Genomic DNA, 20,459 nt, shown 5'->3' with positions numbered 1-20,459 from the left:
TGAATCGGATCATGCTCTAATCCTTTTGTTTGGTCGCGTTTTCTTGACGCGAACCGGTGACCACTTCGCTCGAAAACGCTCTTGCGATGCGCGACACCAGCGCGGTCGCGACTTCCTCCTTGGTCATGACAGGCCAGGAGTCGACGGTGACGTCCTTGCCCTCGCGCGAGAGCAGGTGAACGGTGTTGCGGTCGCCGCCCATCACCCCGGTCGCCGGCGAGACGTCGTTGGCGACGATCCAGTCGCAGCCCTTGCGCGCGAACTTCGCCTTGGCGTTCTCGATCAGATGCTCGGTCTCGGCGGCGAAGCCGATCACCAGCGGCGGCCGCTGCTCCTTCAGCTTGGAAATTGTCGCGAGGATGTCGGGGTTCTCGACCAGCTGCAGCGGCGGCATGCCGGCCGCGGTCTTCTTCAGCTTCTGGCTGCCCTCGGTGGCGACCCGCCAGTCGGCGACCGCGGCGGCGAAGATCGCGACGTCGACCGGCAGCGCCGCCTCGACCCGGTGCAGCATGTCGCGCGCGGACTCCACGCGCGTCACGGAGATGCCCTGAGGGTCGGCGAGCTCGACCGGGCCGGTCACCAGCACCACCTCGGCGCCGGCGGCGCGCGCGGCGGCGGCAATGGCAAAGCCCTGCTTGCCGGACGAGCGGTTGGCGATGTAGCGGACCGGATCGATCGCCTCATGGGTCGGGCCCGCGGTGATCAGCACCCGCTTGCCGGCTAGCGGACGTGGCTGCGGCGGGCGCAGCATGCGGTCGGCGGCGGCGGCGATCTCGGTCGGCTCGGCCATCCGGCCGACGCCGGCCTCGCCGGCTTCCGCCATCTCGCCCGCATTGGGGCCGACGGTGTGGACGCCGTCGCGGCGCAGCTGCAGCACGTTGCGGCGGGTGGCCGGATTGTTCCACATCAGCGGGTTCATCGCCGGCGCCAGCAGGATCGGCCGGTTGGCCGCCAGCAAGGTGGCGGTGGCGAGATCGTCGGCATGGCCCTGCGCCATCTTGGCCATCAGGTCGGCGGTCGCCGGCGCCACCACGATCAGGTCGCAGTCCCGCGCCAGGCGGATATGGCCGGCGTCGAATTCGCTCTCGGCGTCGAACAGGTCGGTGTAGACGCGCTCATGCGACAGCGCGCTGGCGGCGAGCGGGGTGACGAATTGCTGGGCCGCCCTGGTCAGCACGCAGCGGACCTGGATGTGCCGTTCCTTGAGCCGCCGGATCAGATCCAGCGCCTTGTAGGCCGCTATCCCCCCGCCGATGATCAGGGTGACGCGCGGCTCGCCGGCGGCGCTGGCGGCCCGTGGAGCAGGGGCGGCAACCGCCGCGGAACCCGCCCCAAGCGTCTCGGCGGGCTCCGGACCGCCGTCCGCGAGCTCCCGGAGGATCACCCGCACCTCCTCCTCGACCGAGCGGCCGTTTTTGGCGGAGCGCAGCCGCAGATAGGCCTTCAGCGTGTCGTCGAGTTTGCGGATGGTCAGGCTGGCCATGGCGTGCTGCCCTCAAAGCATGATCCGGAAAAGTGTGAAGCGGTTTTCCGGGAGCGATCATGCTCAAATAAAGTGTGATAGCGATGCTATCACATGGTGCATGCATTGCAATCAGTGTGCCCGGATGGCGAAAAAGATCGCGATGGAGGCGATCGCAATGACCCAGAGGCCGACGGTCTGCACCCGCGCCTTGCGGGCCTCGGCGCGGGCCATTTCGTCGATCGAGTCCGACGACAGCATGTGGCCCTCCAGCGTCATGGTCTCCAGCTGCTCGAGCACCGTGACGGCGCGGTTGGCGATCGACGGCAGGTTGGCGAGGATGCGGCCGAGCTCGCCCGCGCCCGAGATCGCGCCCTGGATGCGGCCGGCCGGGCCGAGATTCTGCGTGATCCATTCGCGCACCACGGGGTCGGCGATCTTCCAGATGTCGAGCTTCGGGTCGAAGCCGCGCGCCACGCCCTCGACCACCACCATCGTCTTCTGCAGCAGGATCAGCTCGGGGCGCGTCTGCATGTCGAACAGGCCGGTGACCTCGAGCAGAAGCGTCAGCAGCTTCGCCATCGAGATTTCCTCGGCGGTGCGGTTGTGGATCGGCTCGCCGATCGCGCGGATCGCCTGCGCGAAATTCTCCACCGAATGGTGGCCGGGCACGTAGCCGGCCTCGAAATGCACCTCGGCGACGCGGCGATAGTCGCGGGTGATGAAGCCGAGCAGGATCTCGGCCAGGAAGCGCCGCTCCTTCAGCCCGAGCCGTCCCATGATGCCGAAATCCACGGCAACGAGCCGGCCGGCCTCGTCGAGGAACAGATTGCCGGGATGCATGTCGGCATGGAAGAAGCCGTCGCGCAGCGCGTGGCGCAGGAAGCTCTGGATCACCTTGCGGCCGAGATCGGGCAGGTCGACCTTGGCCTGCGCCAGCCGGACGTGATCGTTCAGCGCGATGCCGTCGATCCACTCCATCGTCAGCACGCTGTGCGCGGTGCGATCCCAATCCACCGCGGGGACGCGGAAGTCCGGATCGTCGCGGGTGTTCTCGGCCATCTCGGACAGCGCGGCCGCCTCGAGCCGCAGGTCCATCTCCATCGCGACCGAGCGCGACATCGTGTTGATGACCTCGATCAGGCGCAAGCGCCGCGCCTCGGCGGAATGCGCCTCGGCCTTGTGCGCGACAAAGAAGAAGTCGCTGAGGTCGCGGCGGAAGCGCGCGGCGACATTGGGCCGGAGCACCTTGACCGCAACCTGCTGCCGGACGCCGTCGCGCTCGATTTCGCCGCGATGCACCTGCGCGATCGAGGCCGCGGCAACCGCAGGGCCCAGATGCACAAAGGCCTGCGCCAGCGGCCGTTCTAGCGATTGCGTGATGACGGTTTCGGCCGCCTCCTGCGCGAACGGCGGCAGCCGGTCCTGCAGGCTTTCGAGATCGCGCGCCATCGACACGCCGACCACGTCGGGGCGGGTGGCGAGGAATTGCCCGAGCTTGAGATAGGCGGGTCCGAGCCGCGTCAGTGCACGCGACAACCGCGGACCTGACTTGGCCGAGCGGCGCTCGATCAGCCGCGCCAGCTTCAGCGCGAGCTGCCCGGGCGGCGGCACCAGCGCGGGATCGACGACGCCGAACACGCCCTCGCGCGCAAACACGAAACCGGCGCGGGCGAGGCGCGTGATGTGGGTCAGTGCAGAGATCACAAACGCCAGCCCGAATGCAGCGCCACGATGCCGCCGGAGAGGCTCTGCCACTTCACGCGGGCAAAGCCGGCGGCGCCGATCATCTCGGCGAACGCGTTGGGCCGCGGGAATTTGCGGATCGACTCGACGAGATATTGATAGGACTCGGCGTCACCGGTGACGGCGCGGCCGAGCGGCGGGATCACCTTGAAGGAAAACAGATCGTAGATCTTGTCGAGGCCGGGCACGTCGACGGTGGAGAATTCCAGGCACAGGAAGCGGCTGCCCGGCTTGAGCACGCGATAGGCCTCGCGCAGCGCAAGGTCGATCTGCGGCACGTTGCGGATGCCGAATGCGATGGTGTAGGCGTCGAACGCGCGGTCGGCAAATCCCAGCGTTTCGGCGTTGCCCTCGACGAACGACACCCGGTCATCGAGGTGCTGCTTGGCGGCGCGCTCGCGGCCGACGGCGAGCATGTCGGCATTGATGTCGCAGACCGTGGCATGAAAGCCCGCGCCCGCGGTCTTGGCGGCCCGGAACGCGATGTCGCCGGTGCCGCCGGCGACGTCGAGCAGCGCGAACGGCCGGTCGCCCTTCGGCGGATCGAGCGTCGTGATCATGACGTCCTTCCAGGCCCGGTGCAGGCCCGCCGACATCAGATCGTTCATCAGGTCGTAGCGGGACGCCACGCTGTGAAACACGTCGTTCACCAGCGTCTGCTTCTCGCCCAGGGGGACGTCCCTGAAGCCGAAATGGGTGGTTTGATCCGGCCGATCCATCACTCAGAACTCTTACCCTTTTTGGTCGCGCTTTCTTCACGCGAACCGGTAGCCGTCCCCATCAAGTGCGGACGGGCTTCGCTCGAAAAACGCTCCAGCCAAACCATAGCGCGGCGGCCGCAATGGCGCTATCACGTCACTTCCAAAAGGTGAATGCCTGCTATGCCGGAATTACCCGAAGTCGAGACCGTCCGCCGCGGCCTGCAGCCGGCCATGGAGGGGTCCAAGATCCTCAAGGCCGAGGCCCGCCGCAAGGATTTGCGTTTTCCGTTTCAAAAGGACTTTATCGCCCGGCTGGAGGGCCGGACCATCACCGGGCTCGGCCGCCGTGCCAAATATCTGATGGCGGACCTGAACTCCGGCGACGTGCTGCTGATGCATCTGGGCATGTCGGGCTCGTTCCGCGTGCTGAAGGGCGAGGGCGCGGCGACGCCGGGGCAATTCCACCATCCGCGCAGCGAGGATCGCGCGCATGATCACGTGGTGTTCCACATGTCGTCGGGCGCGGCCGTCGTCTTCAACGATCCCAGGCGCTTCGGCTACATGAAGATCATCGCGCGCAACGCGATCGAGGATGAGCCGCTGCTGAAAGGGCTCGGTCCCGAGCCGCTCGGCAACGAGTTCGACGCGGCGATGCTGGCGCGCTCCTGTCACAACAAGAAGACCAGCCTGAAGGCCGCGCTGCTCGATCAGCGCGTGGTGGCGGGACTTGGCAACATCTATGTCTGCGAGGCGCTGTTTCGTTCGCATCTGTCGCCGCGGCGATTGGCCGCGACGCTCGCGACCAAGAAGGCAGAGCCCACCGACCACGCCAGGCGATTGGTCGACGCGATCCATTCGGTGCTCAACCAGGCGATCAAGGCCGGCGGCTCCTCGATCAGCGACCATCGATTGACCAATGGCGATCTCGGCTATTTCCAGCATTCGTTCCAGGTCTACGACCGCGAGGGCGAGACGTGCCGCACGTCAGGCTGCGAGGGCATCGTCCGGCGCTTCACCCAGAACGGCCGTTCGACGTTCTGGTGCCCGAAGTGTCAGAAGTAACATGTTCGAGACCCCGCGCATCGAGACGCAGCGCCTGATCCTGCGGCCGCTCGCGCTGTCGGATGCCGCGGCGATCCAGCGTCACTTCAACAATTGGAACGTGATCAAGACTCTCGCCACGGTGGTGCCGTGGCCTTATCCGGGCGACGGCGCGGATAGCTTTGTCAGGCGCGAGTTCGACAAGATCGCGGCCGGCGAGGAAAGCTATCAATGGGTGCTGGTGTTGCGTGCCGGCGACGGCGAGGCGATCGGCAACATCAATTTCCGGCCGCGTGCCGATGGGCGCAAGGGCAATCGCGGGTTCTGGCTCGCTGAGCCGTACTGGAATCAGGGCCTCATGACGGAGGCGATCGCTGCGGTGAACGATTTCGCCTTCCTGACGCTCGGCCTCGATCACTTCCATGTCTGCAACGCGCCGTCCAACGCCGCCTCGCGCCGGGTCAAGCAGAAGACCGGGGCCGAATTCGTCGGCTTCGTCGAGCTTCCGCACCACAATGGCGAATCCAGAGCGGAGAAATGGAAGGTCGCGCGCGAGGCCTGGCTGCGCGATCGCGCGAAGCGGTGACCTTATTTGCGAATACCGCCGTGAGGAAAAACGCCGTGTCTTGACCGCGCATAAAGGGTTGGCGAACATGGCCCATCGCTCCATCAAGAACGAGAACACAATGGCGATGAACGGCATGTCGATGAATGACGCCTGGCGCGACCGCGCCGCGACAAGTTTTCAATGCGAGAAGCAGCCGGCCACCAGCAGCCGCGGCATGGTGGTGAGCAATCATCCGCTGGCATCGAGCGCGGGCGCCGAGATGTTGGCTGCCGGCGGCAATGCGATCGATGCGGCGATCGCCACCTTGTTCACGCTGACCGTGGTCGAGCCGATGATGGTCGGCATCATCGGCGGCGGCATGGCGCATATTCGTCTCGCCGACGGCAGCCATCGCTTCATCGACGGCCAGAGCACGGTGCCGCAGGCGGTAAAGCCGGATACCTACACCTCGAAGCCCGGTTCGGCACATGACGTCTTCGACACCGTCGGCAACGAGAATTTGAACGGGCCGAAAGCGGTCGCGGTGCCGGGCTCGCTGAAAGCCTGGTGCGAAACGCTGCGCCGCTTCGGCACCATGAGCCTTGCCGATGTGATGCAGCCCGCGATCAAGCACGCCGCGCGCGGCTATGCGGCGACGCCCTATTTGCATGAATGCATCACCGACGGCGCCGAGGAGATGCTGAAGGATAAACCGATCTCGGCGATCTATCTGCCTGATGGCACGCCGCTGAAGCCAGGCGAGCGCGTGGTGCAGGCGGAATATGCCGAGACGCTGAAATACATCGCGGATCATGGCGACAACGCGCTCTACCAGGGACCGCTCGGCGACATCCTGGTCGACTACATGAAGAAGAACGGCGGCTTCATCGCACAACAGGATCTCGCGACCTACAAGACCGTCGAGCGGCAGCCGATCCGCTGCGACTACCGCGGCTGGGAAATCCTCGGGCCCCCGCCGCCGGCGGCATCAGGCGTGCACATCACGCAGATGCTCAACATCCTCGAAGGCTATGACATCGCGCGCCTCGGCTTCGGCACGGCCGAGACCATCCATTACCTTGCCGAGCTGCTGAAGATCGCCTTTGCCGACCGCGCGGCCGCGAGCGGCGATTCCGCCTATATCAACGTGCCGGTGGAACGGCTGACCTCGAAGGCCTATGCCGAGGAGCGCCGCCGCGCGATCGATCCCGCCGCTGCACAAGCCTGGAGCGCCGGCGTCACCCAGGTCGAAAGCGCGCACACCACGCACATGACCGCGGCGGATGCGATGGGCAATGTGGTCGCGACCACACAGACCATCAACAATCTGTTCGGCGCCAAGATCCTGATCCCCGGACTCGGCACCGTGCCGAACAACTACATGAACCTGTTCGATCCGCGGCCGGGGCACGCGCTGTCGCTGGCCGCCGGCAAGCGCGTCACCACCTCGATGTCGCCGATGATGGCGCTGCGCGACGGCAAGCTGGTTTACGCGCTCGGCCTGCCCGGCGGCAAACGCATCTTCCCGAGCGCGATGCAGGCGCTGATCAACCTGATCGACCACGGCATGAGCCTGCAGGAGGCGGTCGAGGCGCCGCGGGTCTGGACCGAGGGCAACGCGCTGGAGGTCGAGCAGGCAGTGCCGGAGGCCGTCCGCGCCGCGCTATCAGCCAAAGGCCACAAGGTGCAGGTCGTGCCGACGGTAGCCGGCGGCATGAACGCGATCCAGTTTCACGCTGACGGCACGATGTCGGGCGCAGCCTGCTGGCGCGCCGACGGCACCCCGGTCGGCATTGCCGGCGGTCTCGCCCGCGCCGGGGTGCGGTTTGCGCTGAGGTGAGGTGAGGTGGTTAGGCTCCCTCGCCTCGCTCTTGCGGGGAGAGGGTGGGGTGAGGGGCTCTCTCCACGAGGTGGTGTCCATTGATGGACCTGTACCCCCCTCACCCGGATTGCATCTGGCGATGCAGTCCGACCTCTCCCCGCAAGCGGGGCGAGGTAACTCTACTTCCTGACGCAGATCACGCGGACCACGGCGGCCTTGGCGTCCGCCGAGTCGCCCGACGCGGTGACGCCATGCGCCTTCAGGAAGCTGCGCACCGTGTCGGCCGGCACCAATGCGGCCTGCGACGGCGGCGCAGCGTTTGCGGGGCCCGCGACGATAACGGGTTTCAGCGTCGCGATGCCGGCAAACCGGCCGCCGCCGTCGAGTGCCGCCGCGCCGGAGAATCCGAGTGCCGGCGCCGGCGACAGCGCCTGATCGCCGCCGCCGATCTGTGCAACCGAAGCCTTCACGCTGCTCGCGGCCGCGCCGCCGCCCTGGTTCTGCGGATCGGCGATCCCGGTGATGTCGAGCGCGGTCTGCGTCGCCTGGCCTGCGATATTGAGCGGCTTCAGCCCGCGCGCGCCATAGATGCGCAGCAGCGCGAGATCGTGATCCCTGTCCTCGGCGACCCGATCGGCATTGCCGTAGCCCGGGATCGTCAGCGTGATGCAGTCGTCGGTCGCCACGCGATCGGTCACGATGGCGCCGTCGTCGCTGACCACGACGCCGGTGCCATATTCGACGGTCTTGCGCGGCGGCGGACCGGCCTGCACGGCGGACGGAAAGGCGTTGAAGGCGCTCGACATCGCGATCACCACCGGATCGACCGTGGTCTGCATCGCCTGGTCATAGAGGATGGTGAGGATGCGGACCTCGTCGCCCTTCAAGGTGCCGCGCAGATAGAACTTCTTCAGCCCCTGCATGCCCGACAGCACGAAGAAATCCGGCTTCACCACCGTGTAGTCGATGGTGCGGCCGGCCGGTTCCTTCTTTTCCTGCTCGGCAAGCTTTGCGGTGGTCGGGCTCGCTTCCTTGCGCCGGGTCAGCAGCACCTGGACGGTGCCGGTCGGCGAGGTCCATTTGGCCCCGGCGGCATCGCTGGTGAGCTGCGGCACCAGCTTGGTTGGAATGCCGAGCCGCGCCCCGGTGGCCGGCTCGGTGACGATCTTCCAGCCGACACCTTCCTGCTTCCGCCGCGCCGTGTCGGCGAGCACGCCGCGCTCCTGCGGATTCAGCACCCCGGTCGGCTTGCCGCCGCGCTTCTTCTGGAATTCCTTGATCGCATTGACCATGCGCTCGCTGACGTCGCCGGTAATGGCGCCGTTATATTCGCCGACCCAGGCGAGGTCGGATTGCAGCGCCAGCCGCTCGGCCTGCGCCATCGCGCCAGCGGTATCCTCCGGCTTCTGCAGCCCGGGGCGTATCGGCACCGTCGCCACGGTTTTCGGCTTCGCCCCCGCCGTCGAGGGCGGCGTCATCTGGGCCTGCGCCATGCCCATGGAAGCGGCCATCAATGTTGCCGAAAGCACCGATCTCATGACAAATCCGGGGGGAATGACTGACACCATTGACGTCCAGGCAATTAATCACATCTGCTTGGTCGGCAACAACCGCGCTCCGGTTCAGGGAGCGCGTCAACCCTCATCCTGAGGAGCGGCGAGAGCCGCGTCTCGAAGGATGAGGGCCACGGACCGGGCCTCATGGTTCGAGACGCGCGTGCCGCGCTCCTCACCATGAGGGTCACGGGTAGGATAGATGAGACAATGCTGAGTGCCGACGAGCTTGAACGTTATGCCCGCCATATCGTGCTGCGCGAGGTAGGCGGCCCCGGCCAGAATGCACTGAAAGAAGCGTCGGTGCTGGTGATCGGCGCCGGCGGCCTCGGCGCGCCGGTGCTGATGTATCTGGCTGCCGCAGGTGTCGGCCGGCTCGGCGTGATCGATGACGATATCGTCTCGCTCTCCAATTTGCAGCGCCAGATCATCCATGCGACGTCTGACATCGGCAAGCGCAAGGTCGACAGCGCGGCGGCGCAGATCCATGCACTCAATCCGCATGTGACGTTCGAGGCGCATCCGATGCGGCTCACCGCCGACAATGCGATGGCGCTGATCGCGAACTACGACCTCGTGCTCGACGGCTCCGACAATTTCGAGACCCGCTATCTCGTCGCCGATGCCTGCTTCCTCGCGAAGCGGCCGCTGATCACGGCCGCACTGGGCCAGTTCGACGGTTCGCTGACCACGATCCGCGCGCATGAGAAGAATGCGGAGGGCGAATTCAACCCGACCTATCGCTGCCTGTTTCCCGAGGCGCCGCCGCCGGGCACGGTGCTGGCCTGCGCCGAGGCCGGCGTGATGGGCGCGCTCGCCGGCGTCCTGGGGTCGATGATGGCGCTGGAGGCGATCCGCGAGATCGTCGGCTTCGGCGAGGGCCTGGTCGGCCGCCTCCTGATGGTGGATGCGCGCGCGATGCGGTTCGAAACCCTGCGCTACGCGCGCGATCCGCAGAACCCGCTCAATGGCGATGGGCCTGTCATCACTGACCTCAGCGCCCATCGCACCTGATTGCTGCCGTTATCTGCTGGCCGGCTTCTCGCTGTCGAGATGCGCCATCTGCTCGGCCGCATAGCGCGTGCCGGCAGCGATATCCGGCGGGAAGGCTTTCGCCAGCGCCGCGAGATGAGCTTGCGTCAGCGTCAGCCTGGTCGCGCCGAGCGCTTCGGCGAGACGGTTTCGGGTGCGGGCGCCGACCAGCGGCACGATCTCCTTGCCCTGCGCCGCGACCCAGGCGATCGCGACTTGAGCCGGCGTTGCTCCGATCTCGGCGGCAATGGCGCGCAACTGCTCCACTAGCGCGAGATTGGCATCGAGGTTCGCGCCCTGGAAGCGCGGCGTCATCAGCCGGTAGTCCCTGCCGATCTTGCCGGAATCCTTCGACCAGTGGCCGCTGATCAGTCCGCGCGACAGCACGCCGTAGGCTGTGATGCCGATGCCGAGCTCGCGGCAGGTCGTCAGGATATCGCGCTCGATGCCACGCTCGATCAGCGAGTATTCGATCTGGAGATCGACGATCGGATGCACGGCATGAGCACGGCGGATGGTGTCGGAGCCGACCTCGGACAGGCCGATATGTCTGATGTAGCCGGACTTCACCAGATCGGCGAGGCCGCCGATCGTCGCCTCGATCGGAACGTTGGGATCGAGACGTGCCGGGCGATAGATGTCGATGTAGTCGGTGCCGAGACGTTGCAGCGAATAGGCGAGAAAATTCTTCGTCGCGCCCGGCCGGGTGTCCATTCCGGCGAATTCACCCGCGGGGCCGCGGAGCGCGCCGAACTTGACGCTGATCTGCAGCCGGTCGCGCGCGACGTCCTTCAGGGCTTCCTGCACCAGCATCTCGTTGTGGCCCATGGCGTAGAAGTCGCCGGTATCCAGCAGCGTGATGCCGGCATCGAGCGCCGCGTGCACGGTGGCGATGCTCTCGCCGCGATCGGCCGGCCCATAGACCTCGGACATGCCCATGCAGCCGAGGCCGAGGGCCGCGACGGTGGGCCCGGTTGAGCCGAGTTTGCGTGTGTCCATGTGGATGTTCCTCGAACGTTGGCGGCGGAAATCCGTCGCTAAATGCCGAGGTGATATGGGCCGGACGGTTTCGGACGATAAGCTGGACAATCGCGAATGGCTTGTTCACTATATCGAACAATGCAGGATTTCGACCTTCGCGACCTCGACGCCTTCGTGGCGGTGGCGCGCACGCGCAATTTCCGGCGTGCGGCGCTCGAGCAGCGCGTCTCGGTTTCCAGCCTCAGCCAGCGCCTGCGCGACATGGAAGAGCGGCTCGGCGTCCGCCTGATGAACCGCACCACCCGCAGCGTCGCACTGACGGAAGCCGGCGAATTGCTGCTGGCCCGCGTCGCGCCGGCCATGGTCAATGTTGCCGATGCGATCACCGAGGTGCGCGGCCTGCGCGCCGAGCCGTCGGGACGCTTGCGCATCAACGCGCCGCCGCCGGCGGTCGATCTCGTGCTGGCGCCGATGATCGCGCCGTTCCTCGCCAGATATCCGCGGGTCGAGCTCGACGTCGTTGCGGAGAGTGCGTTCGTGGACATCGTCGCGCAGGGCTTTGACGCCGGCGTGCGTTACGGCGAGCACCTGGCACAGGACATGGTCGCGGTTCCGCTTGGCGCGCCGCAACGTTACGCGATCGTGGCGTCCAGTGAGTATGTCGCAAAGCACGGCCGGCCGATGCATCCGAAAGATCTGCTGGCGCACCCCTGCATCCGCAGCCGCTTCAGCAACGGTGTGATGTTCGATTGGGAGTTCGAGAAGAACGGCCGCGTGGTGAAGATTTCGCCGCCGGCCAGGCTGACCGCGACCCATCTCGGCCTCGCGCTGCGTGCGGTTCATGACGGCGTCGGCTACTGGGCGACGTTCGAGGGCTATGTCCGCTACGGCGTCAAATCCGGCGCGCTGGTCAGCGTGCTCGACGACTGGTGCCCGCCGTTCGACGGACCGTTCCTCTATTATCCGAGCCGCCGTCAGCCGCCGCCGGCGCTCGCCGCGTTCGTGTCGTTCGTCGCCGACTGGCGCAAGCAGGCGCGACGGAAGAAGTAGAGCAGGACCTCGCCACATCGTCGTCCCGGCGAAGGCCGGACCCATAACCACAAATACAGATTGCCTTGCAGCGCTGGGGCCACGGCCTTTGCAGCAACAAGGCCCTGCGGTTATGGGTCCGTGCGTTCGCAGGGGCGACACCGAATGCGTGATCGCAGCATGCGCCTCGCCGGCCGCACCGGCTCCTTTGCATGGGGTTATTTTCGATATTTTGGCAGCTCGCCCCTGCGACGGCAGGGCTGTCGCATGTGACTACCCACGTCTCGTAGCCCGAATGGAGCGAAGCGTAATCCGGGGCGGCCTGTCCGCGGATACAGGCCCCGGATTTCGCTGCGCTCCATCCGGGCTACAGATCTCTCTTCTCCTTCCCCCTGAAAGGGGGAAGGTCGGGATGGGGGTCAGCCACACGCACCGTCTCTCGTGGAGAGAGATGATCCCCACCCGCTTTGCTCTGGCGAGCAAAGCGACCTCCCCTTTTCAAGGGGAGGTTATGGAAAGAAGCGGTCCCGGATTGCGCGGAGCCTGTCATCGGGCGCGCGTTCGCGCGACCCGTTGGCTCCATCCGGGCTACGAGCGCTTACAGCATGCTCGGCAGCACGCGATCCGGCGGCTTGTGGGCGTCGAGGAAGGTTCGGATGTTGATGATCACCTTCTCGCCCATCTCGACGCGGCCTTCGATGGTGGCCGAACCCATATGCGGCAGCAGCGTCACCTTGCCGGCCTTGGCGAGCCGCACCAGCTTGGGGTTCACCGCCGGCTCGTGCTCATAGACGTCGAGGGCTGCGCCGCCGATATCGCCGGCTTCGATCAGCTTGATCAGCGTGTCCTCGTCGATCACCTCGCCGCGCGCGGTGTTGACGACATAGGCCTCTTTGCGGATCAGCTTGAGCCGCCGCGCCGAGAGCAGGTGATAGGTGGCCGGCGTGTGCGGGCAATTCACCGAGATGATGTCCATCCGCGCCAGCATCTGGTCGAGGCTTTCCCAATAGGTGGCCCCTAGCTCTTCGGCGATCATGGGCGCCACCGGGCGGCGGTTGTGATAGTGGATCTGCAGGCCGAAGGCCCGGGCGCGGCGCGCCACGGCCTGGCCGATGCGACCCATGCCGACGATGCCGAGCCGTTTGCCGCCGATGCGGTGGCCGAGCATCCAGGTCGGCGACCAGCCCGCCCAGTGCTGCCTGCCTTCGGTCAGGATCGAGGCGCCCTCGATCAGGCGCCGCGGCACCGCAAGGATCAGCGCCATGGTCATGTCGGCGGTGTCCTCGGTCAACACCTTCGGCGTGTTGGTCACCGTGATGCCGCGGGCATGCGCCGCGGCGACATCGATATTGTCGACGCCGTTGCCGAAATTGGCGATCATCTTCAGCTTGCAGTCGGGCTGATTGATCACGTCCTCGCGGACCATGTCGGTCACGGTCGGCACCAGCACGTCGGCGGTCCGCGCCGCCTCGGCGATCTGCTCCGGCGTCATCGGCGTGTCGTCGAGATTCAATCTGGCGTCGAACAGCTCGCGCATCCGGGTCTCGATCGAGTCCGGCAGCTTGCGGGTGACGACGACGAGAGGCTTTTTCTTCACCGACATGTCCTGCTTTCATGGGGCGCGCGGCTTGCCAAAAAACAAACCGTTCAGGCCTCATTAACCCGGTTGTTCGACACTGCTGATAGCCGCGCTGTCCCGGCGTTTCCTTCGCGTTTCCTAGGGTTCCCCGATACTTGCCCCGGCTTTTCGCCAAGGCGAAACGACGGGAAATTCGGGTGTTCTGGCTCTCAGGCGTTCCGTCCTCTCTAGCAGAAGGCCGGGCCAAGACAAGAACCCCTCGGGCATGCAGTGCGGGAGCGAACGGGCGCGGGCGCTGGGGCCTTCGGGCGTGGTTTGGGTTGCGGTTCGCCGAATGCGGGTTGGGCATCTCGGCAGGAGACGGGTTGATGGTGGCGTTCTGGCGTTTCGGTTCATTGGTGGCGCTGGTCGGAAGCATGCTGAGTGCGTCGGTCATGCCCGGACATTCCGCCAAGGATTTGAGCCCCACCACCAGCGGCCTGCCGATCCCACGCTATGTCAGCCTGAAGTCGGATCACGTGAACGTCCGGGCCGGCCCGACCAAGGACAATGACGTCGCCTGGGTCTACACGCGGTCGGGGCTGCCGGTCGAAATTACCGCCGAGTTCGAGAACTGGCGCCGGGTGCGCGATTCCGAGGGTGCCGAAGGCTGGGTTTATCATTCCCTGCTGTCCGGCCGCCGCACCGCCGTCGTCACGATGAAGAACAAGGACGATCTGGCCTCGCTCTACGATCGTCCCGATGCCACCAGCGCCGTCGCGGCGCGCCTGCAGGCCGGCGTCGTCGCGCAGGTGAAGAAATGCGCCAATAACTGGTGCCGGGTCACCGGCAGCGGGTTCGACGGCTGGATCGAGCAGCAGCGCCTCTGGGGCGTCTACGCCGACGAGAAGGTGGACTGAGTTTTCCTCGTCCCGAACGACAATGGCCGGGACGAGCCCGGCCATCACAACTCAAATCGACGGTAAGACGATTCAGCGCTTCTTGCGCAGCCGCACCACCATGTCGACGCGGGAGATCTCGTAGCCTTCCGGCACGTCGGGCATCTTCGACAGCACAAGGTTCGGGTCGGGAATGTCGACCAGCTCGTGGTTGTGCTCGAGATAGAAGTGGTGGTGCGTCGACACGTTGGTATCGAAATAGGTTTTCGTGCCGTCGACGCTGACCTGGCGCAGCAGGCCGGCATCGGTCAGCTGGTTCAGGGTGTTGTAGACGGTCGCCAGCGATACCGGAACCTTGGCCAGCGTGGCTTCCTCGTACAGCATTTCAGCGGTCAGGTGGCGGGCACCCTTGCCGAACAGCAGCCAGCCCAGCGCCATGCGCTGGCGGGTCGGCCGCAGACCGGCAGACTGCAACATCTCGTTGACGTCATGCCACGGACAGCCGGTCAGGGCAGGGTGGTGCCCAGCGCCCCGGGCAGCCGGGTGCACGGCATCATCGTTCACAGCCGGTACTTCCTCGTTCATATCCACTCTATGCACCCAACTCAGGCAATATTCCTCATAAATATAAAAAGGATGCCTATCAGATGCAAGTTTTTCGCAACTAGAACGAATCCAAGCTGCGGTAGAAACCTAAGGAGAAGCGGTCATTTATCCTCGGAATGCCGCTTTGCCGCCCAGTTGGCGCTATGTTAGAGAGCGCGCGGACCACATATGCGCTTTCGGCAGAGATAACAGGCCGTAGCGTACCCAGGTAGCGCCAAGATGCGGGACGGGTTATTCCGGTTCCCGTGGGTAGATCAAGGTCCGACCAAGCAAAGCGCTCATCGGGACATCAGAGGTGGAAAGAGGATGCTGGATCGGCGCGGCGGTTACGAATACGAGGATTTGCTGGCTTGCGGGCGGGGCGAGCTTTTCGGTCCCGGCAACGCCCAGTTGCCGCTGCCGCCGATGCTCATGTTCGATCGCATCAGCGAGATTTCGGAGAATGGCGGCGAGTTCGGCAAGGGGCTGGTGCGCGCCGAGCTCGAGGTGAAACCGGATCTCTGGTTCTTCGGCTGCCATTTCAAGAATGATCCGGTGATGCCGGGCTGCCTCGGCCTCGATGCCATGTGGCAAATGGTCGGCTTTTACCTCGGCTGGATCGGTGGCGAAGGTCGTGGCCGCGCGCTCGGCCTCGGCGAGCTGAAGTTCTCCGGACAGGTGCTGCCGCAAGCGCGCAAGGTTGTGTACAACATCGATATCAAGCGCGTGATGCGGTCAAAGCTCGTGCTTGGAATTGCCGACGGGTGGCTTTCCATGGACGACGAGATTATCTATCGCGCCAAGGACTTGAAGGTCGGGTTGTTCAAGCAGGGCACGGCTCCATCTTGAGCAGGATCATCATGCGGCAACATAAAGGCAGGGCGAGGCGAACATGAGGCGGGTTGTCATCACGGGGATGGGTATTGTCTCGTCCATCGGTAACAACACCCAGGAAGTGCTTGCGAGCCTCTACGAGGCGAAGTCGGGCATTTCGCGCGCGGAGAAGGCCGCCGAACTCGGCTTCCGTTCGCAGGTGCACGGTGCGCCGACACTCAATCCTGCCGAGGTGATCGATCGCCGCGCGATGCGGTTCCTTGCCGAAGGTGCGGCGTGGAATCACGTTGCGATGGAACAGGCGATCCGCGACTCGGGCCTCGAGGAAAGCGAAGTCTCCAACATCCGTACCGGCATCATCATGGGATCCGGCGGTCCGTCGACGCGCACGCTGGTGGAGGCCGCCGACATCGCGCGCGCCAAGGGCCCGAAGCGCGTCGGTCCGTTCGCGGTGCCGAAGGGCATGTCCTCGACCGCGTCGGCGACGCTCGCCACCTGGTTCAAGATCAAGGGCGTGAACTATTCGATCTCGTCGGCCTGCGCGACGTCGAACCACTGCATCGGCAACGCCTATGAGACGATCCAGATCGGCAAGCAGGATGTCATCTTCGCCGGCGGCTGCGAGGAACTCGACTGGACGCTGTCGGTGCTGTTCGACGCCATGGGCGCGATGTCCTCGAAATACAACGACACGCCCGCCACCGCCTCGCGTCCCTACGATCTCAACCGCGACGGCTTCGTCATCGCGGGCGGCGCGGGTGTCGTGGTGCTGGAAGAGCTCGAGCATGCCAAGGCGCGCGGCGCCAGGATCTATGGCGAGGTCGTCGGCTACGGCGCAACCTCCGACGGCTACGACATGGTGGCGCCATCGGGCGAGGGCGCCGAGCGCTGCATGCGCATGGCGATGTCGACGGTGAACACGCCGGTCGACTACATCAATCCGCATGCCACTTCGACGCCCGCCGGCGATCCGCCGGAGATCGAGGCGATCCGCAAGGTGTTCGGCACCGGCGACAAGTGCCCGCCGATCTCGGCGACCAAGGCGCTGACCGGCCACTCGCTCGGCGCCACCGGCGTGCAGGAAGCGATCTATTCGCTGCTGATGCTGAACAACGGCTTCATCTGCGAGAGCGCGCATATCACCGAACTCGATCCGGTGTTTGCCGACATGCCGATCGTGCGCAAGCGCATCGACAACGCCAAGCTCAACACCGTGCTGTCGAACTCGTTCGGCTTCGGCGGCACCAACGCGACGCTGGTGTTCAGGCGGCTTGACGCGTGATTTCGCCTCTCCTCGCTTGCTGAGGGAGGTCCGCGGGCAGCGAATGGGAACATTGCAACGATCCGGAATGGGGTGGGAATGATTATTGAACCGCGCGTGCGAGGCTTCATCTGCACGACGGCACATCCCGTCGGCTGCGCCACGAATGTCCGCGAACAGATCGCCTATGTTCTGAAGCAGGGCCCGGTCGCCGACTGCCCGAAGCGCGTTGCCGTGCTGGGCTGCTCGACGGGGTATGGCCTCGCGAGCCGCATCGTCGCGACCTTCGCCGGCGGCGCCGATACGATCGGCGTGTCGCTGGAGCGCGAGCCGTCGGAAAAGAGAAGCGCCAGCGCCGGCTGGTACAACAACCGCGCCTTCGAGATCGAGGCCCAGAAGATCGGACGCTCGCCGCTCACGCTCGAAGGCGACGCCTTCTCCGACGAGCTGAAGGCGACCTTCATCGAGCGCGTGCGCGAGAAATTCGGACAGCTCGACCTGCTGGTCTACAGCATGGCCGCTCCGGTCCGGACCGATCCCGACACCGGCAAGACCTATCGTTCGGTGATCAAGCCGCTGGGCGCCCCGGTCGAGATCAAGACGCTCGACACCGAGACCGGTGAGGTGTTCCAGACCACGCTCGAACCGGCCAGCGAGGAGCAAACCGCGGCCACCGTCGCGGTGATGGGCGGCGACGACTGGAAGCGCTGGATCGATCAGCTGGCGGATGCCGGCGTGCTGGCGCCGGGCTTCCGGACGCTCAACTACACCTATATCGGCAGTGAACTGACCTGGCCGATCTACTGGAACGGCACGCTCGGCCGCGCCAAGGTCGATCTCGACAGCAAGGCGGAAGCGATCCGCGGCCGGCTCGGTGCGGACGTCGCCCGCGTCGTCGCGCTGAAGGCCGTGGTCACCCAGGCGAGCTCGGCGATTCCGGTGGTGCCGCTCTATGGCACGGTGCTGTTCAAGGTGATGAAGCAGCTCGGTCTCCACGAAGGCTGCATCGAGCAGATCGATCGCCTGTTCCGGACGAAGCTCGGTAAGGGCGTCGAGCTCGATGACGCGCAGCGCGTCCGGGTCGACGACTGGGAGCTGTCGCCCGAGGTGCAGACGGAAGTGTCGCGGCGCTGGCCACTGCTCACCACCGAGACGCTCGGCGAGTTGGCCGATCTCGGCGAGTACAAGAGCCAGTTCCTGCGCCTATTCGGCTTCGGCATCGACGGCGTCGACTACACGCAGGATGTCGATCCCCGCGTCGTGCCGGGTTAGGCCGTTCGGGAAACATCGCAATCACAGCTTCGTAGCCCGGATGGAGCGAAGCGCAATCCGGGACAGTCCCTCTGTGGCAGAGAGCCCCGGATTTCGCTGCGCTTCATCCGGGCTACATGTCTCACCCCGCCGCGATCTTCTCTGCGCGCTGGAACGCGGGCCGGGCCACGCAGCTGCCGATATAGGCCTCGAATGACGGCCGCGACGGCACCATCTTGAACACACGTACCGCAAAGTTCAGTCCCGCGCCGATCGCGATGTCGGCAGCGGAGAATTGATCGCCGAGGATCCATGGCCCCTTCTGCAACTCGGCGTCGAGCACGTCGAACACCTGCGCGGCGCTGCCCCATGCCGCGGTGCTGGTCGGCACCTCGAGCTTGGTGAAGAGCTGGATCAGCGCCGGCTCGATGCAACTCGGCGAGAAAAACAGCCACTGCAGATAGCGCGCCCGCTTCGGGTCCGTCGCTGCCGGCGCGAGTTTGGTCTCGGGATAGCGGTCGGCGATATAGGCGCAGATCGCGGCGGCCTCGGCGAGCTGCGCGTCGCCGTCGGTCAGCGCGGGCACCTTGCCCATCGGGTTGATCTTGAGGAAGTCGGGCGATTTCTGCGCCCCGGTGCTGATGTCGGTCAGCACCCGTTCGTATGGCAGGCCGGATTCCTCCAGCAGCCAGATGGCTGAGAACGAGCGCGAGCGCGGCGACCAGTACAGCTTGATCATGGCTTAGCCTCCGATGTGCGGTTTGTTCTCATCCACCGATAGTGCTTCATCATGAAGCCGGTGACCGGATGGGGCGCTTCCTTCTCGAAGATGAAGCCTTCGCGCTCGTACCAGCGCCACGCCTTCTCGTTCTCCCGGACGCATTTCAGCCAGATCTCGTCGGGCATCTGCCGGCGCGTGAAGGCAAGCAGCGCGCGTCCCAGGCTCCGGCCCTGATAGGCGGGGACCACCATCAGCTGATCGAGCAGCGAGGTCGGCAGGTGCAGCGCCAGCATGGCGGCGATGGCGCCGCGATCGTCGACGACGAACAGGCTCCAGCCACCGGCGATCTCGCGCGGCAAGCGGACACGCAGATCGTTCAACAGGTTGTCGCTGGCTTGCGAGAGCCCGGTCGAAACCCAACTAGCCATCCAGGCGCGCGCGATCGCGTCATGTTCGTCGGGACGAGCGGGGCGGATGATCGGCAGCGTCATTGTTCCCTATCGCGTTCGACGCCGGCGGCGCGACGCTGTGGGTGCATAAAGGTGAAAGCCCGCGAGCGCCTCGCGGAGCTTTCAACTCTAGCGTAGTTGTTTGCGACCGGCGAGCCCGGCGGCTCACACGCCGAGCGTGCCGGCCTTTGCTGCCGCATAGCGCTCAGCCACGGCCTTCCAGTTCACCGTATTCCACCACGCCTTGAGATAATCGGGGCGGCGGTTCTGGTAGGTCAGGTAATAGGCGTGCTCCCAGACGTCGTTGCCGAGCAGCGCGCGCTTGCCGTCCATGATCGGATTGTCCTGGTTCGGCCGCGTCTCGATCGCGAGCTTGCCGTCTTTGGTCACGGTGACGAACACCCAGCCGGAGCCGAACACGCGCCCGCCGGCAGCGTTGAAATCGGTCTGGAATTTTTCCATGCCGCCGAGGTCGCGATCGATTGCGGCGAGCACCTCGCCGTCCGCCTTGCCGCCGTTCGGTCCCATGATCTGCCAGAACATCGTGTGGTTGGCGTGGCCGCCCATGTTGTTGCGCACGCCGGTGCGGATCGCCTCCGGCACGCTGCCGAGATTGGCGAGCACCTCGACGACCGGCTTCTCGGCGATCTGCGGATTGTCCTTGGCGAAATTGTTGAGGTTGGTGACATAGGCCTGATGATGCCGGTCGTGATGGATTTCCATCGTCTTGGCGTCGATATGCGGCTCCAGCGCATTGGTGGGATAGGTCAGCGGATCGATCTTGAACGGTCCGGCGGGGGCCTGCGCCGTGGTCTGCGCGAACGCTGCGCGCGATGTGGCGGCGGCCGCGGCGATGCCGCCTGCTGCGATGATCAAATGGCGTCGGGACATCGAGGACATCGTGGTTCTCCGTGCTGGGAAAGCTTCCTGATGTTAGGCCCGAGTTGTGAACGGGTTCCAGCGAATCCGGTCACAATGCCGGGTCAA

At 65.5% G+C, this 20,459-nt stretch carries 19 protein-coding genes; 9 read left to right on the top strand and 10 right to left on the bottom strand.

Features of this window, described 5'->3' with window-relative positions:
• Window positions 1-16: 16 nt before the first annotated feature.
• From coaBC to ubiE, 3 genes are all read right to left on the bottom strand, one after another.
• Entirely contained in the window at window positions 17-1,483 is a 1,467-nt protein-coding gene (gene coaBC, locus ACVW1B_RS34580) for a bifunctional phosphopantothenoylcysteine decarboxylase/phosphopantothenate--cysteine ligase CoaBC (protein WP_253605824.1), read from the bottom strand.
• 111 nt (window positions 1,484-1,594) lie between these two features.
• The gene (gene ubiB / locus ACVW1B_RS34575; RefSeq protein ID WP_253605825.1) at window positions 1,595-3,169 is read right to left on the bottom strand and encodes a 2-polyprenylphenol 6-hydroxylase; all 1,575 of its coding nucleotides are present in this window, start codon (window positions 3,167-3,169) and stop codon (window positions 1,595-1,597) included.
• Window positions 3,166-3,927 (bottom strand): bifunctional demethylmenaquinone methyltransferase/2-methoxy-6-polyprenyl-1,4-benzoquinol methylase UbiE, encoded by a 762-nt coding sequence (gene ubiE, locus ACVW1B_RS34570; protein ID WP_028337562.1) that lies wholly within the window; start codon window positions 3,925-3,927, stop codon window positions 3,166-3,168. The genes ubiB and ubiE overlap by 4 nt, the downstream gene beginning before the upstream one ends.
• A 162-nt stretch (window positions 3,928-4,089) precedes the next feature.
• Between ubiE and mutM the strand changes: the two genes are divergently transcribed.
• From mutM to ggt, 3 genes are all read left to right on the top strand, one after another.
• Window positions 4,090-4,971 (top strand): bifunctional DNA-formamidopyrimidine glycosylase/DNA-(apurinic or apyrimidinic site) lyase, encoded by an 882-nt coding sequence (gene mutM / locus ACVW1B_RS34565; protein WP_253605826.1) that lies wholly within the window; start codon window positions 4,090-4,092, stop codon window positions 4,969-4,971.
• 1 nt (window position 4,972) lies between these two features.
• Complete coding sequence (locus ACVW1B_RS34560; protein ID WP_253605827.1) at window positions 4,973-5,536, top strand: GNAT family N-acetyltransferase; 564 nt, start codon at window positions 4,973-4,975, stop codon at window positions 5,534-5,536.
• Between the two features lie 121 nt (window positions 5,537-5,657).
• Window positions 5,658-7,337 carry a gamma-glutamyltransferase gene (ggt, locus tag ACVW1B_RS34555; protein WP_456823081.1) on the top strand — a complete coding sequence of 560 codons (1,680 nt, stop codon included), beginning with the start codon at window positions 5,658-5,660 and terminating at the stop codon, window positions 7,335-7,337.
• Between the two features lie 161 nt (window positions 7,338-7,498).
• On the opposite strand, the gene ACVW1B_RS34550 is transcribed toward ggt, so the two are convergent.
• A complete protein-coding gene (locus ACVW1B_RS34550) occupies window positions 7,499-8,857 on the bottom strand; it encodes a serine protease (protein WP_253605830.1) in 1,359 nt (452 codons plus the stop codon).
• A gap of 225 nt (window positions 8,858-9,082) precedes the next feature.
• Here ACVW1B_RS34550 and ACVW1B_RS34545 point away from each other — a divergent pair, with 225 nt between their 5' ends.
• The gene (locus ACVW1B_RS34545) at window positions 9,083-9,886 is read left to right on the top strand and encodes a HesA/MoeB/ThiF family protein (protein ID WP_456822764.1); all 804 of its coding nucleotides are present in this window, start codon (window positions 9,083-9,085) and stop codon (window positions 9,884-9,886) included.
• A 9-nt stretch (window positions 9,887-9,895) separates the two neighbouring features.
• Here the strand turns inward: ACVW1B_RS34545 and ACVW1B_RS34540 are convergent, their stop codons facing one another.
• Complete coding sequence (locus ACVW1B_RS34540; protein WP_253605832.1) at window positions 9,896-10,903, bottom strand: aldo/keto reductase; 1,008 nt, start codon at window positions 10,901-10,903, stop codon at window positions 9,896-9,898.
• A gap of 120 nt (window positions 10,904-11,023) precedes the next feature.
• On the opposite strand from ACVW1B_RS34540, the gene ACVW1B_RS34535 reads away from it, so the two are divergent.
• Window positions 11,024-11,935, top strand: a complete 912-nt coding sequence (locus ACVW1B_RS34535) for a LysR family transcriptional regulator (RefSeq protein ID WP_253605833.1) — start codon at window positions 11,024-11,026, stop codon at window positions 11,933-11,935.
• A gap of 577 nt (window positions 11,936-12,512) precedes the next feature.
• Here the strand turns inward: ACVW1B_RS34535 and ACVW1B_RS34530 are convergent.
• The gene (locus ACVW1B_RS34530) at window positions 12,513-13,517 is read right to left on the bottom strand and encodes a 2-hydroxyacid dehydrogenase (RefSeq protein WP_253605834.1); all 1,005 of its coding nucleotides are present in this window, start codon (window positions 13,515-13,517) and stop codon (window positions 12,513-12,515) included.
• Window positions 13,518-13,864: 347 nt separating this feature from the next.
• On the opposite strand from ACVW1B_RS34530, the gene ACVW1B_RS34525 reads away from it, so the two are divergent.
• Window positions 13,865-14,392 carry an SH3 domain-containing protein gene (locus ACVW1B_RS34525; protein WP_092081303.1) on the top strand — a complete coding sequence of 176 codons (528 nt, stop codon included), beginning with the start codon at window positions 13,865-13,867 and terminating at the stop codon, window positions 14,390-14,392.
• 72 nt (window positions 14,393-14,464) lie between these two features.
• Here ACVW1B_RS34525 and irrA read toward each other — a convergent pair whose 3' ends face one another.
• Window positions 14,465-14,956, bottom strand: a complete 492-nt coding sequence (gene irrA, locus ACVW1B_RS34520) for an iron response transcriptional regulator IrrA (RefSeq protein ID WP_026192029.1) — start codon at window positions 14,954-14,956, stop codon at window positions 14,465-14,467.
• A 327-nt stretch (window positions 14,957-15,283) separates the two neighbouring features.
• Between irrA and fabA the strand changes: the two genes are divergently transcribed.
• The 3 genes from fabA to fabV all read left to right on the top strand — a co-directional run bounded on the left by fabA (window position 15,284) and on the right by fabV (window position 18,323).
• Complete coding sequence (fabA, locus tag ACVW1B_RS34515; RefSeq protein ID WP_057015289.1) at window positions 15,284-15,805, top strand: 3-hydroxyacyl-[acyl-carrier-protein] dehydratase FabA; 522 nt, start codon at window positions 15,284-15,286, stop codon at window positions 15,803-15,805.
• A gap of 43 nt (window positions 15,806-15,848) precedes the next feature.
• Window positions 15,849-17,072, top strand: a complete 1,224-nt coding sequence (gene fabB, locus ACVW1B_RS34510) for a beta-ketoacyl-ACP synthase I (RefSeq protein WP_092081034.1) — start codon at window positions 15,849-15,851, stop codon at window positions 17,070-17,072.
• A 78-nt stretch (window positions 17,073-17,150) separates the two neighbouring features.
• A complete protein-coding gene (fabV, locus tag ACVW1B_RS34505; protein WP_253605835.1) occupies window positions 17,151-18,323 on the top strand; it encodes an enoyl-ACP reductase FabV in 1,173 nt (390 codons plus the stop codon).
• A gap of 121 nt (window positions 18,324-18,444) precedes the next feature.
• Here the strand turns inward: fabV and ACVW1B_RS34500 are convergent, their stop codons facing one another.
• The 3 genes from ACVW1B_RS34500 to ACVW1B_RS34490 form a co-directional block, all read right to left on the bottom strand.
• Entirely contained in the window at window positions 18,445-19,041 is a 597-nt protein-coding gene (locus tag ACVW1B_RS34500) for a glutathione S-transferase family protein (protein ID WP_253605837.1), read from the bottom strand.
• Window positions 19,038-19,514 carry a GNAT family N-acetyltransferase gene (locus ACVW1B_RS34495; protein WP_253605839.1) on the bottom strand — a complete coding sequence of 159 codons (477 nt, stop codon included), beginning with the start codon at window positions 19,512-19,514 and terminating at the stop codon, window positions 19,038-19,040. Before ACVW1B_RS34495 ends, ACVW1B_RS34500 begins: the two co-directional genes overlap by 4 nt.
• Window positions 19,515-19,637: 123 nt before the next feature.
• Entirely contained in the window at window positions 19,638-20,372 is a 735-nt protein-coding gene (locus ACVW1B_RS34490) for a superoxide dismutase (protein ID WP_092081026.1), read from the bottom strand.
• Window positions 20,373-20,459: the final 87 nt, after the last annotated feature.

The organism is Bradyrhizobium sp. USDA 4502 (assembly GCF_054063355.1).
This window is presented reverse-complemented; position numbering and strand designations above follow the sequence as displayed.

Bases quoted from the DNA above. Each gene is read 5' to 3' on its own strand.
- coaBC (WP_253605824.1), bottom strand. From the start codon at position 1,483: ATGGCCAGCCTGACCATCCGCAAACTCGACGACACGCTGAAGGCCTAT.
- ubiE (WP_028337562.1), bottom strand. From the start codon at position 3,927: ATGGATCGGCCGGATCAAACCACCCATTTCGGCTTCAGGGACGTCCCC.
- mutM (WP_253605826.1), top strand. From the start codon at position 4,090: ATGCCGGAATTACCCGAAGTCGAGACCGTCCGCCGCGGCCTGCAGCCG.
- ACVW1B_RS34560 (WP_253605827.1), top strand. From the start codon at position 4,973: ATGTTCGAGACCCCGCGCATCGAGACGCAGCGCCTGATCCTGCGGCCG.
- ggt (WP_456823081.1), top strand. From the start codon at position 5,658: ATGAATGACGCCTGGCGCGACCGCGCCGCGACAAGTTTTCAATGCGAG.
- ACVW1B_RS34550 (WP_253605830.1), bottom strand. From the start codon at position 8,857: ATGAGATCGGTGCTTTCGGCAACATTGATGGCCGCTTCCATGGGCATG.
- ACVW1B_RS34545 (WP_456822764.1), top strand. From the start codon at position 9,083: ATGCTGAGTGCCGACGAGCTTGAACGTTATGCCCGCCATATCGTGCTG.
- ACVW1B_RS34540 (WP_253605832.1), bottom strand. From the start codon at position 10,903: ATGGACACACGCAAACTCGGCTCAACCGGGCCCACCGTCGCGGCCCTC.
- ACVW1B_RS34535 (WP_253605833.1), top strand. From the start codon at position 11,024: ATGCAGGATTTCGACCTTCGCGACCTCGACGCCTTCGTGGCGGTGGCG.
- ACVW1B_RS34530 (WP_253605834.1), bottom strand. From the start codon at position 13,517: ATGTCGGTGAAGAAAAAGCCTCTCGTCGTCGTCACCCGCAAGCTGCCG.
- irrA (WP_026192029.1), bottom strand. From the start codon at position 14,956: ATGAACGAGGAAGTACCGGCTGTGAACGATGATGCCGTGCACCCGGCT.
- fabA (WP_057015289.1), top strand. From the start codon at position 15,284: ATGCTGGATCGGCGCGGCGGTTACGAATACGAGGATTTGCTGGCTTGC.
- fabB (WP_092081034.1), top strand. From the start codon at position 15,849: ATGAGGCGGGTTGTCATCACGGGGATGGGTATTGTCTCGTCCATCGGT.
- fabV (WP_253605835.1), top strand. From the start codon at position 17,151: ATGATTATTGAACCGCGCGTGCGAGGCTTCATCTGCACGACGGCACAT.
- ACVW1B_RS34500 (WP_253605837.1), bottom strand. From the start codon at position 19,041: ATGATCAAGCTGTACTGGTCGCCGCGCTCGCGCTCGTTCTCAGCCATC.
- ACVW1B_RS34495 (WP_253605839.1), bottom strand. From the start codon at position 19,514: ATGACGCTGCCGATCATCCGCCCCGCTCGTCCCGACGAACATGACGCG.
- ACVW1B_RS34490 (WP_092081026.1), bottom strand. From the start codon at position 20,372: ATGTCCTCGATGTCCCGACGCCATTTGATCATCGCAGCAGGCGGCATC.